Genomic DNA, 16,353 nt, shown 5'->3' on the forward strand with positions numbered 1-16,353 from the left:
TGGCCGGGGAACGGCCACGGCCACGGGCGCGGACGCGGGCGGCTCAGCGTGCGTCGGCGGGTGACCTCGCGCGCGGGTCGGCTCCGCGGCCGCAGGGCAGCGGGCGGGGCTACGAGCCGTTGCGGTGCGGCCAGCGACCGTCGGCGGTGAAGGAGGGGTCGCGCTTCTTCCGCATGTAGTCCTGGAACGAGGTGGCCTGCTCGGCGCACCAACCGACCTGCTTGCGGTGGAGCTCCTCGGCGGAGACACCGAGCTCGTCGGGGTATTTCGCCGCGAGGGCCTGTGCGACACGCCCGGCAGCGATGGCGTCCGCCGCGGCGTCGTGTGCGTCGGACAGGGTCACGCCGTAGAGCTCGGACGCGGCCTCGAGCGTGCGCTTGCCCTTGCGGTAGGTGTCGAGCGCCTTGTCCATCACGAGGGGGTCGACGACGTTGCCGATGACGGGGGAGGCGATGCCGTGCCGGCGGGCCTCGCGGTCGAGCACCGTCAGGTCGTACGGCGCGTTGTAGATGACGAGCGGGATGCCGCGGGCGAAGACGGCCTCGACCGCGGCGACGATCTCGGCGACGACCTCGCCGGCGGGTCGGCCCTCGGCCTGCGCGCGCTCCGTGGTGTAGCCGTGTACGGCGGCGGCGCCCTCGGGGATGGCGATGCCCGGGTCGGCGATCCAGGCGCCCTCCGCGATGGAGCGACCGGTCATGTCGATCAGTCCGACATGGGCGGTGACGATGCGGGCGGTCTCCACGTCGACGCCCGTCGTCTCGAGGTCGAACACGCCGAGCGCGTGCCACCAGGGCCGGCCGCTCAGGTCCTGCACGGCCGGTGCGGCGGGTGCGGGCGTGTCGAGCGCTGCTGCGGAGTACGTCACGCCACGAGGCTAGCGGGCCACCACCGACACGCTCCACGCGACCCGCCTGCCGGGGCGCCACGACACGCTCCACGCGACCCGCCTGGCGGGCCGCCACGACATGCTCCATGCGACCCGCCTGGCGGGGCGCCACGACACGCTCCGCGCGGCCCGCCTGGCGAGGACGCCAGGACGAGCCACGGCGACGCGACGAGCGCGGGGCGAGCCGCGCCTCCAGGCCGACAGCGACCACCCGGCGGACGGAGGCCGCCCGCCGGCCCGTGTCAGACGCCGACCGGCGCGCCCACGTGCAGCCAGTAGAACGACTGCGTCCCCATCGTCAGCGTGACGGAGCCGTCCTCGTCGAAGGACGGGAACGAGCCGCCGCCGAACAGGTCGTACAGCGGCCGACCCGCGAACTCCGGCGCCGAGATCGTCACCGACGTCGGGTTGGTGGCGAAGGAGAACACGCAGAGGACGTCCTCGGCGGACGGACCGAACTGCTGCCCCGAGCCCTCCCACGACCGGACGAACGCGAGCACCGAGTCGTTCGTCGTGTCCTGCACGTGCAGCGAGCCCAGGCCGAAGACGGGGTGCGCCTTGCGGACGTGGATGACGTTGCGGACCCAGTGCAGCAGCGAGCGGGACTGGGCGAGCTGCGCCTCGACGTTGACCTGCGCGTAGTTGTAGACGAGCGACTGCACGACCGGCAGGTAGAGCTTGCCCGGATCGGCGGTCGAGAAGCCGGCGTTGCGGTCCGGGGTCCACTGCATCGGCGTGCGCGAGGAGTCGCGGTCCGGCAGCCAGATGTTGTCGCCCATGCCGATCTCGTCCCCGTAGTACAGGAACGGCGACCCGGGCAGCGAGAACAGCAGGGCGTGGATGAGTTCGAGCTCGGCCCGTGAGTTGTCGAGCAGGGGAGCGAGGCGACGACGGATGCCGATGTTCGACCGCATCCGCGGGTCGTAGCCGTACCAGCCGTACATCGCCTGCCGGTACTCCTCGCTGACCATCTCGAGTGTCAGCTCATCGTGGTTGCGGAGGAACACGCCCCACGCGGCCTTCTCAGGGACGTCGAGCGTCTCGGACAGGATCGCCTTGAGCTCGGCGGCGTGCTGCGCGCGGAGCGAGTAGAAGATGCGCGGCATCACCGGGAAGTCGAACGCCATGTGGCACTCGGGCTCCTCGTCGGTGCCGAAGAACGCGGCGGTCTCGCGCGGCCACTGGTTCGCCTCGGCGAGCAGGACGCGCCCCGGGTACTCGTCGTCGACCATCGCGCGGAGCCTCTTGATGAACTCGTGGGTCTCCGGCTCGCCCTCGCCGTTGCCCTCCTCGGACTCGAACAGGTACGGGATCGCGTCGAGCCGCAGCCCGTCGACGCCCAGGTCGAGCCAGTGGCGGACGACGTCGTAGACGGCCTCGACGACGGCCGGGTTCTCGAAGTTCAGGTCGGGCTGGTGCGAGAAGAACCGGTGGAAGAAGAACTGGCGGCGCACCGGGTCGAACGTCCAGTTCGACTCCTCGGTGTCCACGAAGATGATGCGGATGTTCTCGTAGTGCTCGTCGGTGTCGCGCCAGACGTAGAAGTCGCCGTAGGGACCGTCCGGGTCCTCGCGGGACTGCTGGAACCACTCGTGCTGGTCGGATGTGTGGTTGATCACCATGTCGATGACGATCCGCATGTTCCGCTCGTGCGACTTGGTGACGAGCTCGCGGAAGTCGTCGAGGGTACCGAACTCGGGCAGGATCGCCCGGTAGTCGGAGATGTCGTACCCGCCGTCGCGCATCGGCGACTGGAAGAACGGCGGCAGCCAGATGGCGTCGACGCCGAGCCACTGCAGGTAGTCGAGCTTGCCGATGACGCCCTGGATGTCCCCGATGCCGTCGCCGTTCGAGTCGACGAACGAGCGGATCATGCACTCGTAGAAGACCGAACGCTTGTACCACTGCGGGTCCAGGGTCAGGCCGGGCAGCTGGATCGGGGCCGTGAAGGTCAAGCGTGCTCCTCGTCGTCGGCGGGCCGGCGACGTGGCCCGACTCCGGCCACAGTAGGCGCGTGCTCCTGCTGCTGTCCGCGGGTCGCGTTCGCCACCGCGTCGCGCGGCCGGACGGTCCGACCTCGGCGGCGCGGCCGGGAGGCGCGACACCCCTCCACAGCGTGCCTCCCGCCCGCCGTCCTCACCAGCCGGGCGCGGGGCGCACCCCCGCCTGCTCCCGCTTCGTAGACTGGCCGCGATGCAACCCCCCGTGATCTCCCCGTACCAGTCGCTCGTCGCCGCGACCCCGGTCGTGCACCGGGCCGTGACGGTCGACGGCCGCACCACGCACTACTGGGAGTACGGCCCGGCCGACGCGACCGAGACGGTCCTCGCCGTGCACGGGTTCCGCGGTGACCACCACGGGCTCGAGACGATCGCCGCCCACCTGCGCGGCGTGCGGGTGGTCGTCCCCGACCTGCCCGGGTTCGGGATCTCCGACCCGCTGCCGGTCTCGGACATCGACGCGTACGTCGGCTGGCTCACCGGGTTCCACCGAGCGCTCGGCCTCGGTCCGGACACGGTCGTGCTCGGCCACTCCTTCGGGTCGATCGTCACGGCGGCCGCGGTCGCAGCCGGCCTCGACACGCGGCTGCTCGTGCTCGTGAACCCGATCGCCGCGCCTGCACTGCAGGGCCCACGCGCGATCGGGACCGGCATCGCGATCGGCTACTACCGTGCCGGCGCGGTGCTGCCGAGGCCGGTCGGGCTGGGGCTGCTCCGCAACCGCGCGATCGTCCGCGCGATGAGCCTCGCGATGCTCAAGTCGCGTGACCGCGATCTGCGCCGGTGGGTGCACGACCAGCACGACCGGTACTTCTCGGCGTTCGCGGACCGGACGAGCGTGCTCGAGGCGTTCCGGACCTCCGTGACGCACGACGTCTCCGAGTACGCCGATCGCATCGACGTGCCCGTCCTGCTGGTCGCGGCGGAGCACGACGACATCACGGCGCTGCCCGAGCAGCGGGCGCTGGCCGAGCGACTCCGGGACGCCGAGCTCGTCGTGGTGCCCGAGGTCGGGCACCTCGTGCACTACGAGACGCCCGGGGCCGCCGCGGACGCGGTCCTCCGTCGGATGGCGGAGCCCGCGACCCGGCGTCGAGCCGGACGCGGTCCTGCGCGCGGGACGAAGCGGACGTCGGCGGAGTCAGCGTCGGGGAAGTCGACGTCGGGGGAGTCGGCGTCGTGAGCCGCCTGCGGATCGGCATCGACTGCCGGTACGTCCGGATCGGACGACATGACGGCATCAGCCGCTTCACGGCCGGCATCGTGGCGCACCTGCCCGACCGGCACGACCACGTGCTGCTCGTGCACGACGAGCGGCAGCTCGAGTCACTGCCCGACGGCATCCCGTGGGAGCGCATCCCCGCACCGACGGACGCCGGTGAGCCGTTCGTGGCCCGAGCGGTGAACCGGCTCGGGCTCGACGCGGTGTTCTCGCCGATGCAGACCATGGGCTCCCGCGGCCGGCGCTACGCGCTCGTGCTCACCCTGCACGACCTCATCTACTACCGGAACCGCACGCCTCCACGGGAGTTCTCGTGGCCGATCCGGCTGGGGTGGCGGCTCTTCCACCTGAGCTGGGCGCCGCAGCGGGTGCTGCTGAACGGTGCGGACGGCGTCGTGACGGTGTCCGAGACCACCGCGGGGCTGATCGAGCGGCACCGCTTGACGAAGCGTCCCGTGACCGTGGCGTACAACGCGGCCGATCCCGCCGCGCCGCGCGACCCCGCTGCCGGACGTTCCCGGACGCTCGTCTACATGGGGTCGTTCATGCCGTACAAGAACGTCGAGACGCTCGCGGCCGCACTGCCCCTGCTCGGCGCCGACTGGACGCTGCACTGCATGTCACGGGTGTCCGATGCTGATCGACGCCGACTGGAGGCCCTGGCGCCGGCGGGGTCGATCGTCTTCCACGACGGCGCCTCGGACGACGAGTACCTGGAGACCCTGCGCGGCGCGACCGCACTGGCGACGGCCTCGTACGACGAGGGCTTCGGCATCCCCCTGGTCGAGGCGATGGGCGTCGGGACGCCGGTGGTCGTCAGCGACGTCCCGATCTTCCGCGAGATCGGTGGCGACGCCGCGGAGTACTTCGATCCGTCCTCGCCGTCGGCCGTGGCCGCCGCGGTCCGCCGACTCGAGGACCGGTGGGACCAGGCGTCACAGGCCTCGCTGGAGCGGGCGGCCCGGTTCCGGTGGCAGGACTCCGCGGAGCAGGTGACGCGCGCGGTCGAGCAGGCCGTCGCGGACCGGCAGCGCGGGTGACGGGAGCCGCCGTGCCGACCGCAGTGGTCGGCCGTGCGGACGACGAGGAGCGTGGCGTCAGGACGGCTGGCGCGCACTGACGCCGGCGTCGGGGAAGACGTCGTGCGTCGCGCGCTGGGCGACGTCCGTGATCGCCGCGAGGGCGACGTCGGTGGCGGCCGTGACGAGTTCGACCCGTTGCGCGGCTGCGTCGTTCGACGGCGCGTCGGTGGCCCAGTCGCACCGCACGGCGACGACACCGCCGATCCCCGCCACCGACCGGGCGACCTCGAGTCGCTGGCGCGTGACCTCGGCGTCCGTGGTGACCCCGATCACCATGGTGTCGAACCGGACCTCCGCCGACACGGCGACCCCGTTGCCGTCCGCGTCGGCGGCCGCCGCGCTGAGTGCCCGGGTGATGTCCACCTGCTGGCCGTGGGACAGCCCCGTTGCCGCGTCGACCACGGCGGACACCCGGTACGCCGCCAGGGAGTCGTGCGTCGTCTCCTCGTCGCGGACGCCGCGCACCCCCGCGACCTCGGTCGCCGCGGTGCGGAACCGGTCGAGCGCTGCCTGCGGACGGGGGAACACGCCGCCGACCCCGGTCTGGATGCTGCCGACGATGGTCGAGAGCACGACGGCGATGACGACACCGGCCGCGACGAAGGACAGCGTGATGACGGTGCCGCGTCGCAACCGCTGGCCGGTGGACGCCGTCGCGATCGAGGCCGTGTCGGGACCGAACGCGCGGTCGAGGTCGTCCGTCGAGTCGACGCGGTCGTCCGCAGGTCCCTGGTTCGTCACGGCCCCTCCTCGAGCACGGGTGCGAGCACCACCGGGCGGTGGTCGGGTCGCCCGTGGAGCGGAGCCTAGTCCGGGTGGGTCCTCTCGATCCGGCGGCCGCGGGTAACGGTCGTGTACCGGTCCGCTGCGCGCGCTACCGGCGCTCGAGCGGGTTCTGCTCGGCGAAGGACTCGTCGCCCGTCTGCTCCGAGACCTCGTCGAGCGGGTCGTCGAAGCGGACGAGCTCGGCTCGGAACCGCTCGGGGTCCCAGCGGAACGAGTGCACGGAGCCGTTGCGGATCGGCGTCGTGTACCGGTCCGCCGTGCCGGGAGCGGCAGCGTTGACGACGGCCCGGATGACGGCGCCGTGCGTCGCGACCACGACCGACCCGGCGTCGAAGCGGACCGCGATCTCGGCCAGGGTCTCGGTCGCACGCGCGAGCAGGGCGGAGCGGGACTCCCGTCCGGGGATCTCGTCGTGCGGGTAGCGCTCGGCGACCTCGGTGTCGGTGAGCCCCTCGGCCTCGCCGTACGAGCGCTCCGCGAGCCCCGGGTACGTCGCGGGCTCCGGGAGCCCGAGGTGGCGGGCGATGATCGCGCCGGTCTCGAACGCGCGCGACAGCGGTGACGCGACGACGGCGTCGAACCGCCGCCGACCGAGGAGCAGCGCGGTGGCCGCGGCCTGGGACCGACCGGTGTCGTTGAGGGGGATGTCGGTCGAGCCCTGGATGCGTCGCTGCGCGTTCCAGTCGGTCTCGCCGTGCCGGACCAGGGTGAGGAGCGTCGTCACCCGTCGATCCTGCCAGAGGGCACCGGAGCAGCCGAGCCCGGAGCCGCCGAGCCCGGAGCATCGGACGTCGGGCCGGTCGACGCCGGACCAGCCGACGCCGGCACGAGCCGTGCGGCCAGTGCCTCGAGTGTCTCCGTGGTGCCGGCGTCGAGCTTCGCGGCCGCCCGCCGGTCGCTGCGGGTGGCCCCGCGGTTCACGATGACGACCGGGTGCTTGCGCCGCGTGGCGTGGTCGACGAGCCGGACGCCCGAGTTCACGGTGAGCGACGATCCGACGACGAGCAGGGCGTCGGCGTCCGCGACGATCGACACGGCCTCGCGGAACTTCTCGGCGGGCACGAACTCGCCGAAGAACACGACGTCGGGCTTCAGCACCCCGCCGCAGACCGAGCAGTCCGGCACCCGGAAGCGCTCGACGTCGGTGATCTCCACGTCGCCGTCCGGCTGGAGCTGCACGGTGCCGGGTTCGTCGATCCACGGGTTCTCGCGGTCGAGGACGGTGGCCAGGTCGGCACGTGAGAACACCTGCCCGCACGTCAGGCACACCGCGCGGTCCATCGAACCGTGGATCTCCACGACGCGTCGGGACCCGGCGCGCAGGTGCAGTCCGTCCACGTTCTGCGTGACGACCCCGGCGACGACACCCGCGTCCTCGAGCGCTGCGAGCGCCCGGTGGCCGGTGTTCGGGCGGGCGGCGGCGAAGGTCCGCCACCCGAGGTGCGAGCCGGCCCAGTAGCGCTGGCGCTTCGCCGGGTCGGAGCGGAACTCCTGGAAGGTCATCGGCTTCCGGACGACACGGCCCTCGCCGCGGTAGTCGGGGATGCCGGAGTCGGTGCTGAGCCCGGCGCCGGAGAGCACGGCGACACGCTTGCCCGCCAGCATCTCGACGACGCGGTCGAGCTCGTCCGTCATCGGGTCGGTCAGCACGTCGTCCACGGTACCCTCAACAGCCGAACGCCCAGCCGCCTTCCCACGAAACGAGCCCCGTGCACGCCGTCCGCATCGACTCCCTCGACGACCCCCGCCTCGACGACTTCGCCCGGCTCACCGACGTGGCGCTGCGCCGGGTCACCGAGCCGGAGGGTGGGCTCTACATCGCCGAGTCGAACACGGTGATCGAGCGCGCGGTCCGCGCCGGGCACGTCCCGCGGAGCGTCATCGTGCAGGAGAAGTGGCTCGACAGCGTGCTGCCCCTGGTGGCGGACCACGAGGGCCCGGTCTTCGTCGGACCGGACGCACTGCTCGAGGACCTGACCGGCTTCCGGATGCACCGTGGCGCCCTCGCCGCGATGCACCGCCCGGAGTTGCCGTCCGTCGCCGACGTCGTGCGGGACGCGAAGGTCGTCGTCGTGCTCGAGGACGTCGTCGACCACACCAACGTGGGTGCGGTGTTCCGGAGCGTGGCCGGGCTCGGTGCGGACGCGGTGCTCGTCAGCCCCCGCTGCGCGGACCCGCTCTACCGCCGGAGCGTGCGGGTGAGCATGGGTACGGTGCTCCAGGTGCCGTGGACCCGCATCGGCGAGTGGCCGGCCGCGGGCGAGGAACTCCGCGCGCAGGGCTTCCACCTGGCCGCGATGGCGCTCACCGACCGCTCGGTCGACCTGGACGCGTTCGTCGCCGACGTCCCCGAGCGGGTCGCGCTCGTGATGGGCACGGAGGGGCAGGGGCTCACCGACGCCGCCATCGCCTCGGCCGACACGACGGTCCGCATCCCGATGGCGCACGGGGTCGACTCGCTCAACGTGGCCGCGGCGAGCGCCGTCGGGCTCTGGGCGGTCACGCACGCGCAGCGCGCAGCACGACCGACCACCTGACCGCTCGGCGACGGCCCGCCGCACCGGTTCAGGCAGCTCCGGCCGGGAGGCCCGTCCCGACCCCGTCGCGCAGCCAGCGAGCCGCCGTGGTCACCAGGGCGCGGTCCGTGCCGGTCCCGCCGGTCAGGCACAGCCCGACGGGCGCGCCGTCCACACCGAGCGCGGGGGCGCTCACCGAGGGCACCCCGCCCACGCTCGCGAGCGCGGTCATGGTGGTCGTCGCGGTCCGGACCCGTTCGAGCTCCGTCGTGTCGGCCGTGAGCGACGGTGCCGGCCCGGGCGCGGTCGGCGTGACGAGCAGTCGACCGACCAGTGCCGCACGGACGGCGGCACGCACTGCGGGGAAGCGGTCCCGCGCGCCGTCGACGAGCTCCGGCGGGTTCGCGGCGGCGGCGGCGAACCGCTGCCCGACGACGGCGCCGAGCGCACCGGGGTGGGCGGCGATCCACGCTCCGTGCGCCGCCGTCGCCTCGGCACCCTGCACGAGCCGCAGGAGCTCGCGCAGGTCGTCGAGCGGCGGGATCCCGAGGTCGTCGAGCGTCACGACCGGCAGGTGGCCCGCGACCGCACTGAAGGCGTCCTGCGTCGCCGGGTCCGCGGCGGCGAGGAGCTCGGCGAGCACGACCGGGACCCCGGCCTCCGACGCGCGGTCCGCGTCGTGCGGCACCGAGGCGTCGAGGGCCCGGACCAGGGTGTCGGCGTCCCGGGTCAGCCACCCGACGGTGTCGAACGACGGTGCGAGCGGCAGCAGCCCCGCACGGTCGACGAGGCCGTGCGTCGTCCGCAGGCCCCACAGGCCCTGGTAGGAGGCCGGGATCCGCAGCGATCCCGCGGTGTCCGTGCCGAGTCCGACGTCCGCCGCGCCGGAGCGGACGGCCGATGCGGATCCGCTGGAGGAGCCTCCCGGCACCCGCGACGGGTCCGCACCGTTCGGCGGCGTGCCGTGGTGCTCGTTGCGTCCGGTCAGGGCGTAGGCGAACTCGTCGGTGCGCGCGATGCCGCGGATCGATGCTCCGGCGTCGAGCAGCGCGGCGACCGCGGCGGCGGACGCGGCCGCGGGCTCCGACTCCCGCAGGTGGGTCGGGTTGCCGGCGCCGACGCGGTGCCCGGCGACGGCGTACAGGTCCTTCACGGCGACCGTCGCACCGTCGAGCGGGCCGCTGCCCGTGGGCGGGAGGAGCGGGTCGCCGACGACGCGCCACACCGTGGTGTCGAGGGGACGGGGTCGGCCGGTGACGTGCGCCGCCTCGATGCGCCACGCGTCGGCGTCGTGGCGCCAGAGCTGGGTCTGCAGGCCCGACCCGCCGTCGCGGAAGGCGGAGACCGAGACCACGAGCGCGAGGTCCTCGGCGAGCACGCGGACCTCGACGCGGCTCAGGTGCCGCGGCGCGATGCCCCCGCGCGTCCCGCGGAACGCGCTGATCGCCTCGTGCCCGACGAGCAGCCCGCGGTCGTCCCCGCGCAGCGTTCCGGGGGAGCGGACGAAGGCGTCGTCGAGCGCTGCCAGGTCGTCGTCGGCGAGCGCGCGCTCGTACGCGTCGAGCGCGTCGAGGAGTCCGGCGGGTGCGGTCGGACCACCGGTCGGCCGTGCGGCGCTCACCGGACGTCCGCGAAGTCGGCCTTGCGGATGCGGGCGTGCGCCCCGGTGACGAGGTCGACCACCTGCGAGACGTCGAAGTCCGTCGCCGCGCTGAGGTAGGCGTACGCCAGGTGCGGCTCCATGCCGTACCGGGCGCCGAGGATCGCGATCGCGTGCCGGACGCAGGCGCGGACGGCCTCGTCGAGGTCGGGGTCGAGTCCGGTCGGCACCAGGAGGTCCTGCGTCTCGACGAGCGGCCAGACCAGTTCCCCGAACTGCTGCGCCGCCTCGGCGGCCGGCGTCACGTCGAAGCGCACGGTCGTGCGGAGTGAGGCCTCCATGGCGGTGAGTGCGACCTCGCCGTCGCCCTGCGCGAAGTGCGGGTCGCCGACGTACGCCAGGGCGTCCGGCACGAGCACCGGCAGGTGCAGCTGCGCACCGGCCTGCAGCAGGTTCACGTCGATGTTGCCGCCGTGGCGTCCGGGCGGGACCGAGTGCAGCCGCTCGCCTGGGGTGGCGACGCCCATGATGCCGAGGAAGGGTGCGAGCGGGAAGCGGGCGTACCGGTCGCCGCCCTCGGTGATCGGGATGCGGCCGCGGGGCCCGTCGTCGCCGGGCACGACGTCGGCGAAGACGCTCACGGTCCGCCCGTCGACCGGGTACTCGCCGTGCAGGGCTCCGCGACCGTGTCGGTTCGAGACGACGCCGTACGGCACGCGGGGGAGCGTCTCGAGCACGGTCATGGTCAGGACGTCCCCCGGCTCGGCCCCCGCGACGGCGATCGGACCGGTGACGACGTGCGGGCCGTCCCGATCGGGGTCGCGGCGACCGTGGCGGGCGATGGCGACGGCGTCGGCGAGCACGTGCTCCGGTGGGACGCCGTGGCGGCCGAAGAAGGCGAGGGGGTCGCTGCCCTGGTCCGGCAGGAGTCCCTCGTGGCTCACCGTGTCGATCGTCAGGTCGTCGCCGGGCGCGAGGGTGACGACGGGGCGGTCGTCGCCGTTCGGGAGCCGCCCCCAGAGCACCCGGTCGGCCTCGGCGGGCAGGTACCGGGTCGAACGCACGGGGCCGGTCCCCGGCTGGAGCACCGTCACCGGGGCCGCCGGGTCGGTGACCCGGTCGACGGCCGTGGCCGTGGCCGTGGCCGTGGCGGTGGGCGGCGCGGTGCTGCGGTCGCCGTGCGCGGCGCCCGGGGTGGTTCCGTGGTGCATGTCCAGCACGCTAGGGGCAGTGCGCGCCACAGCGCGGGCCGAAGCGCGGAGTTTTACGTGTTCGTCACACGGTGGCCGCGCTGCGACGGCCACGGCGGTGACGACGGGGGCGGCGGCGTCGACGACCGGCTCGGTCGGCACGCGGCCCGCTGACGGCCGGCACCCCGGGACCGCCCGGTACCCTCGGTTCCCGTGCCCCGTGTCGACCGCAGCCCCCGCTCCGCCGTCCGGCGGCCCGTGACGATCGGTGTCGTCGCGGTGCTCCTGCTCGCCGTCGGGTACCTGGTGGCCGCCGCGGTCGTGCCGTTCGCCCCGGCGAGCGCCACCACGACGAAGTACTCCGCTCCGACCTCGACCCTGCCGGACCTGCGGTTCCCGGGCTACGGCGCCACCGCGGTGCAGGCCACCGGCTTCCCGGAGAGCCTCCGCACCAGCGGCGACACGAAGCCGCGGTCGATCGCGAGCATCACCAAGGTCGTGACGGCCCTCGTCGTGCTCGACGCGAAGCCGCTGGCGCGCGGGGAGTCCGGGCCCGCCATCCGCTTCGACCCGCAGATGCATGCGCTGTACGCCGAGTACCTCGCGCAGAACGGTGAAGTGGCCCCGATGCCGGACGGTCTGCAGCTGTCCGAGTACCAAACCATGCAGGTCATGCTGATGAAGTCGGCGAACAACTACGCAGGCGCCCTGGCGCTCTGGGCCTTCGGGTCGATGGACGCGTACCAGCGCGCCGCCTCGGCCTGGCTCGACGCGCACGGGCTCGACGACACGACGATCCACGAGCCGACGGGCCTCGACCCCGCCAACCAGTCCACCGCGACGGACCTCGTGCGTCTCGGACAGCTCGCGCTCGCGGACCCCGTGGTGAAGGAGATCGTCGGCACGCAGCAGGTGACGGTGCCCGGGGCCGGGCAGATCGAGAACTCGAACAAGCTCCTCGGGATGGACGGCATCGAGGGCATCAAGACCGGCACGCTCGACCAGGCGGGCGCCTGCCTGCTCTTCGCGGCCACGTACCAGCGCGGAGGACGTCAGGTCACCGTCGTCGGCGTCATGCTCGGCGGCAAGGACCACCCATCGCTCGACGTCGACGTCCGCACCCTCCTCCGCTCGGTCGCCGACAACTTCCAGGTGGTCACGCTCACGCACGCCGGCCAGACCTTCGGCACCTACTCCACGCCCTGGCGCGACGACGCGGACGCCGTCGCCGCCGAGGCTGCGGAGGTGCTCGTGTGGGGTGACACGACCGTCAGGGCCCGCACCCGGCTCGACAGCCTGACCCTCGGCGAGCGCGGTGAGCGGGTCGGGACCGTCCGGTTCACGATCGAGCACCACGACCCGGTGACGGTGCCGCTCGAACTCGAACGCTCCATCGAGGACCCCGGGCTCTGGTGGCGCTGGACGAACCCGTTCCGCGGCGTCGAGACGACCGCGGCGACCGGGCCGACGGCCGTTGCCCGGCAGACCACCGCGGCGACCTTGCTGACCGGCGCCGCGTCCGCGGGGCGCTGGGGGCTCGCCGCGTAGGCTCTCCGACGTGACGACGACGTTCCCGCGCAGCACCCCGTCCGCCCTCGGCATCGACGCACGCGGGGTGTCCGCGTTCCTGGACGCCCTCGAGTCGACCCCGGACGTCGAACCGCACAGCATCGTGCTGCTGCGGCACGGCCGTGTCGCCGCGCAGGGCTGGTGGGCGCCCTACGCCGCGGACCGCGTGCACCTGCTGTACTCCCTGAGCAAGAGCTTCACCGCCGCCGCCGTGGGCATCGCCGTGCACGAGGGGCTCGTCGACCTCGACGCCACCGTGCTGTCGTCCTTCCCGGAGCTCGACGCGGACGTCACCGACGAGCGCAGCCGCCGCATCCGGGTCCGGCACCTCCTCGCGATGGCCTCCGGGCACCGCGAGGAGACCCTGCAGCGGGCCGAGGCCACCGACCCCGACGACCTCGTGCGCGGGTTCCTCCTGACCCCGCCCGACGAAGAGCCCGGCTCCGTCTTCGCGTACAACCAGCCGTGCACGTACACGCTCGCCGCGATCGTCCGTCGGGCCAGCGGCGAGTCGCTCGTCGACTACCTGCGCCCGCGGTTGCTCGACCCGCTCGGCATCGACGACCTGGCGTGGAAGCGCGACGAGACCGGTGCCGAGCTCGGCTTCAGCGGTGCGTACGCCCCGACGGCCGCCGTCGCCGCTCTCGGCCAGCTGTACCTGCAGCGCGGCGTGTGGGAGGGCCGGCGCATCCTCGACGAGGACTGGGTGGACGCCGCGACGAGCACGCAGGTCGCGAACCCCGACGAGGAGAACGCCGACTGGCAGCAGGGCTACGGCTTCCAGTTCTGGATGGCCCGCCACGGCTTCCGCGGCGACGGCGCCTACGGGCAGTTCTGCGTGGTGCTCCCCGAGCAGGACGTCGTGCTCGCCCTGACCGGGCAGTCGCTCGACATGCAGGCCGTGCTCGACGCCGCCTGGCAGCACCTGCTGCCGGCGATCGCGCCGCAGGACGGTGCCGAGAGTGACCTCGACCCTGAGGCGGACGCCGGCCTGGAGGCCCGCCTCGCCTCCCTGGGGCTGCCCCCGGTGCAGGGTGGTCGCCTCGCCGGCCCCGTGGCCGGCTCGTACGAGTCGGACGGCGTGCTCGAGGGGCTCCGGCTGGAGCCCGACACCGACACCGGCCGTGACACCGACGCTGCCGCGTGGCGCCTGACCGTCGACGTCGACGGCGGACTGCTGTCGTTCCCGGTCGGCCAGGGAGCGTGGGCGGTCGAGGGACCGCTCGCCGCGAGCGCCGCGACCGACGCCGACGGTGGCGTGCAGGTCGTCGTCCGGTTCGTCGAGACCCCGCACGCCGCCCGGCTCCGCCTCGACCCCGCGACCGGCACGGCGTCGGGGGAGTGGATCACCCAGCCCCTGCACGACGGGCCGCTGACGCTGCGTCGCCCGGTCGCCTGACCGGTCGCGCTGACCGGTCGCGCCCCCGTCCGGACACCGCGCCCGCGCACTCGGGGTTGCAGCGTCCGTCCGGGGGTGCACCGGCGTCGTGGCCTCTCGGTCAGGGCGTGTCGGAGGTCCCGGAGACCGGCTGCAGGCCGGGACGCTTCGCGCTGATGCCGTCGCCGGACGACGTGTGCCGGATGCGGCGCACGACCCAGGGGACGAGGTACTCGCGCGCCCAGCCCAGGTCCTCGACGCGGGCTTCCCGCCACGGCCGCGGCTCGAGCGGCTCCGGCGTCACCGGGTCGAGTCCGTGGTCGACCCCGAGGGCGTCGAGGACCGCCGCGGCGACCGTCGCGTGCCCGGTCGGCGAGTGGTGCAGCCGGTCCGGTGCCCACATCCGGGGATCGCGGAGGACCCGGAGCGCCCACATGTCGGCGACGAGTGCGCCGTGCTTGAGCGCGATCGCGTGCAGGTTCTCGTTGTAGATCGCCGTCTTGCCACGGACCATGCCGAGCACGGGCGTCATGCCGACGTCCGGGCCGGTGAAGAGCACGACGGTCGCGCCGTCGCTCCGGAGCCGCTCGATCATGCCGTCGAACCGCTCGGCGAGCTCGTCGGGGTCCGAGCCCGGGCGGATGATGTCGTTGCCGCCGGCCGACACGGTGACGAGGTCGGGGCCCAGGGCGAGCGCCGGCGCCACCTGCTCGTCGACGATCTGGCCGAGCAGGCGCCCGCGGATCGCCAGGTTGGCGTACGAGAAGCCGTCGGACCCCGTGGCGAGGACCTCGGCGACCCGGTCGGCCCAGCCGCGGTGACCGCCGGGGACGGTGGGGTCGGGATCGCCGATGCCCTCGGTGAACGAGTCACCGATCGCGACGTACTTGGACCACGCATGACGAGCTGACACCCCTCCGACCGTAGTCTCGTCGCATGACGTTGGTCGACGACCCCGTGTGGACGCTGCCGGAGGACCTGCTGGAGCGGATCGCGTCCCGCGCGCCGCGGTACGACGCCGAGAACGCGTTCTGCGCCGAGGACCTCGACGAGCTCCGTGCGGCGGGCTGGCTCCGGATCGGGGTGCCCGTCGAGCAGGGCGGCGCGGGTCTCGGCCTCGCCGCGACGAGTGCGCTGCAGCGGCGGCTCGCGCGGGCCGCACCGGCGACCGCGCTCGGTCTCGGGATGCACCAGGTGTGGGTGCAGGCGGCGCGCGCCGTCGCTGCGCGAGGTGGGTCGTTCCTCCAGACCGTCACCGACCGGGCGGCGGACGACCACCTGCTCGCGTTCGGCGTGAGCGAACCGGGCAACGACGCCGTGCTGTTCGACTCGTCGACGACGGCGGAGCCGGACGGCGACGGCGGCTACCGCTTCACCGGCACGAAGGTGTCCACCTCGCTCGCGCCCGCGTGGGACGTGCTCAGCGTGTTCGGCAAGGACACCAGCGGGCCGGAGCCGCGCCTCGTGCACGGCTTCGTGCTGCGGTCGGACGGTGACGTCGAGCACCTCGACGACTGGGACACGCTCGGGATGCGGGCCACCCAGAGCCGCACGACGCTGCTGCGCGGCGTGCACGTGCCGGCGTCGCGGATCGTCCGGGTGCTCCCCGTCGGTCCGACGCAGGACCCGCTCGTCTTCGGCGTGTTCGCCGCGTTCGAGCTGCTCGTGGCGTCGGTGTACATCGGGATCGCCGAGCGGGCGGTCGAGCTGGCCGTCGCGGCGGTGTCCGGCCGACACGGGCGCGACGGGGTCCCGCGCTCGCAGGACCCGGACGTGCGCCGCGCGGTCGCCGACCTCCGGGGCGCGGTGGACGCGGTCACCCTGCAGGTGTCGTCGCTGGCACGGTCCGTCGACGAGCTCGACGACTTCGGACCCCGCTGGTTCCCGCTGCTCGTCGGCACGAAGGCGCGGACGGTGGACACGGCGCAGCACGTCGTGGACGAGGCGCTGCGGCTCGCCGGCGGGTCGGCCTTCCGGGCGTCGTCGGAGCTCGCCCGGCTGGCGCGGGACGTCCGCGCGGGGCAGTACCACCCGTCGACCCGGGACTCGGCCGCGCGGACGATCGCCGCCGCGGAGCTCGGGCCGCTCGCCTGAGCCGCAGGCGGTCAGGGCCGAGCGGGC

Annotated in this window: 14 protein-coding genes; 6 read left to right on the forward strand and 8 right to left on the reverse strand. The window is 73.8% G+C overall.

Annotated elements, in window-relative coordinates; translation table 11 throughout:
• Nucleotides 1-109 precede the first annotated feature (109 nt).
• Nucleotides 110-808, reverse strand: a complete 699-nt coding sequence (locus ACIPEQ_RS01535; RefSeq protein WP_354027232.1) for a 3'-5' exonuclease — start codon at nt 806-808, stop codon at nt 110-112.
• A 323-nt stretch (nt 809-1,131) separates the two neighbouring features.
• Nucleotides 1,132-2,844: a maltose alpha-D-glucosyltransferase gene (treS, locus tag ACIPEQ_RS01540; protein WP_402713627.1), complete on the reverse strand. Its 1,713-nt coding sequence runs from the start codon at nt 2,842-2,844 to the stop codon at nt 1,132-1,134.
• A gap of 238 nt (nt 2,845-3,082) precedes the next feature.
• Here treS and ACIPEQ_RS01545 point away from each other — a divergent pair, with 238 nt between their 5' ends.
• Together ACIPEQ_RS01545 and ACIPEQ_RS01550 are read left to right on the forward strand one after the other, a co-directional pair.
• Entirely contained in the window at nt 3,083-4,072 is a 990-nt protein-coding gene (locus ACIPEQ_RS01545) for an alpha/beta fold hydrolase (RefSeq protein ID WP_402713628.1), read from the forward strand.
• 5 nt (nt 4,073-4,077) lie between these two features.
• Nucleotides 4,078-5,151, forward strand: coding sequence for a glycosyltransferase family 4 protein (locus ACIPEQ_RS01550; protein WP_402714201.1), 1,074 nt, complete (start codon nt 4,078-4,080; stop codon nt 5,149-5,151).
• A 57-nt stretch (nt 5,152-5,208) separates the two neighbouring features.
• Here ACIPEQ_RS01550 and ACIPEQ_RS01555 read toward each other — a convergent pair whose 3' ends face one another.
• The 3 genes from ACIPEQ_RS01555 to ACIPEQ_RS01565 form a co-directional block, all read right to left on the reverse strand.
• Nucleotides 5,209-5,934, reverse strand: a complete 726-nt coding sequence (locus ACIPEQ_RS01555; protein WP_402713630.1) for a hypothetical protein — start codon at nt 5,932-5,934, stop codon at nt 5,209-5,211.
• A gap of 133 nt (nt 5,935-6,067) precedes the next feature.
• Nucleotides 6,068-6,703 (reverse strand): histidine phosphatase family protein, encoded by a 636-nt coding sequence (locus tag ACIPEQ_RS01560; RefSeq protein ID WP_402713631.1) that lies wholly within the window; start codon nt 6,701-6,703, stop codon nt 6,068-6,070.
• Nucleotides 6,700-7,614: a Sir2 family NAD-dependent protein deacetylase gene (locus tag ACIPEQ_RS01565; protein WP_402714202.1), complete on the reverse strand. Its 915-nt coding sequence runs from the start codon at nt 7,612-7,614 to the stop codon at nt 6,700-6,702. The genes ACIPEQ_RS01560 and ACIPEQ_RS01565 overlap by 4 nt, the downstream gene beginning before the upstream one ends.
• Before the next feature lie 74 nt (nt 7,615-7,688).
• Between ACIPEQ_RS01565 and ACIPEQ_RS01570 the strand changes: the two genes are divergently transcribed.
• Nucleotides 7,689-8,516, forward strand: coding sequence for a TrmH family RNA methyltransferase (locus ACIPEQ_RS01570; protein ID WP_402713632.1), 828 nt, complete (start codon nt 7,689-7,691; stop codon nt 8,514-8,516).
• A gap of 28 nt (nt 8,517-8,544) precedes the next feature.
• On the opposite strand, the gene ACIPEQ_RS01575 is transcribed toward ACIPEQ_RS01570, so the two are convergent.
• Both ACIPEQ_RS01575 and ACIPEQ_RS01580 read right to left on the reverse strand, forming a co-directional pair.
• Nucleotides 8,545-10,116 carry an AtzH-like domain-containing protein gene (locus ACIPEQ_RS01575; RefSeq protein WP_402713634.1) on the reverse strand — a complete coding sequence of 524 codons (1,572 nt, stop codon included), beginning with the start codon at nt 10,114-10,116 and terminating at the stop codon, nt 8,545-8,547.
• The gene (locus ACIPEQ_RS01580; RefSeq protein ID WP_402713636.1) at nt 10,113-11,306 is read right to left on the reverse strand and encodes an acetamidase/formamidase family protein; all 1,194 of its coding nucleotides are present in this window, start codon (nt 11,304-11,306) and stop codon (nt 10,113-10,115) included. Before ACIPEQ_RS01580 ends, ACIPEQ_RS01575 begins: the two co-directional genes overlap by 4 nt.
• A 192-nt stretch (nt 11,307-11,498) precedes the next feature.
• Here ACIPEQ_RS01580 and ACIPEQ_RS01585 point away from each other — a divergent pair, with 192 nt between their 5' ends.
• Together ACIPEQ_RS01585 and ACIPEQ_RS01590 are read left to right on the forward strand one after the other, a co-directional pair.
• Complete coding sequence (locus ACIPEQ_RS01585) at nt 11,499-12,833, forward strand: D-alanyl-D-alanine carboxypeptidase family protein (RefSeq protein ID WP_402713637.1); 1,335 nt, start codon at nt 11,499-11,501, stop codon at nt 12,831-12,833.
• A gap of 10 nt (nt 12,834-12,843) precedes the next feature.
• Nucleotides 12,844-14,253: a serine hydrolase domain-containing protein gene (locus tag ACIPEQ_RS01590; RefSeq protein ID WP_402713639.1), complete on the forward strand. Its 1,410-nt coding sequence runs from the start codon at nt 12,844-12,846 to the stop codon at nt 14,251-14,253.
• A gap of 100 nt (nt 14,254-14,353) precedes the next feature.
• Here ACIPEQ_RS01590 and ACIPEQ_RS01595 read toward each other — a convergent pair whose 3' ends face one another.
• The gene (locus tag ACIPEQ_RS01595; protein ID WP_402713641.1) at nt 14,354-15,145 is read right to left on the reverse strand and encodes an SGNH/GDSL hydrolase family protein; all 792 of its coding nucleotides are present in this window, start codon (nt 15,143-15,145) and stop codon (nt 14,354-14,356) included.
• 23 nt (nt 15,146-15,168) lie between these two features.
• On the opposite strand from ACIPEQ_RS01595, the gene ACIPEQ_RS01600 reads away from it, so the two are divergent.
• Nucleotides 15,169-16,326: an acyl-CoA dehydrogenase family protein gene (locus tag ACIPEQ_RS01600; RefSeq protein ID WP_402713643.1), complete on the forward strand. Its 1,158-nt coding sequence runs from the start codon at nt 15,169-15,171 to the stop codon at nt 16,324-16,326.
• Nucleotides 16,327-16,353 lie beyond the last annotated feature (27 nt).

This window comes from Curtobacterium sp. NPDC087080 (genome assembly GCF_044745105.1).
Classification (GTDB): Bacteria; Actinomycetota; Actinomycetes; order Actinomycetales; family Microbacteriaceae; genus Curtobacterium.

What these genes read in the sequence shown, in the direction of transcription:
- ACIPEQ_RS01545 (WP_402713628.1), top strand. Translation starts at nt 3,083, where the DNA reads ATGCAACCCCCCGTGATCTCCCCGTACCAGTCGCTCGTCGCCGCGACC.
- ACIPEQ_RS01565 (WP_402714202.1), bottom strand. Translation starts at nt 7,614, where the DNA reads ATGACGGACGAGCTCGACCGCGTCGTCGAGATGCTGGCGGGCAAGCGT.
- ACIPEQ_RS01600 (WP_402713643.1), top strand. Translation starts at nt 15,169, where the DNA reads ATGACGTTGGTCGACGACCCCGTGTGGACGCTGCCGGAGGACCTGCTG.
- ACIPEQ_RS01580 (WP_402713636.1), bottom strand. Translation starts at nt 11,306, where the DNA reads ATGCACCACGGAACCACCCCGGGCGCCGCGCACGGCGACCGCAGCACC.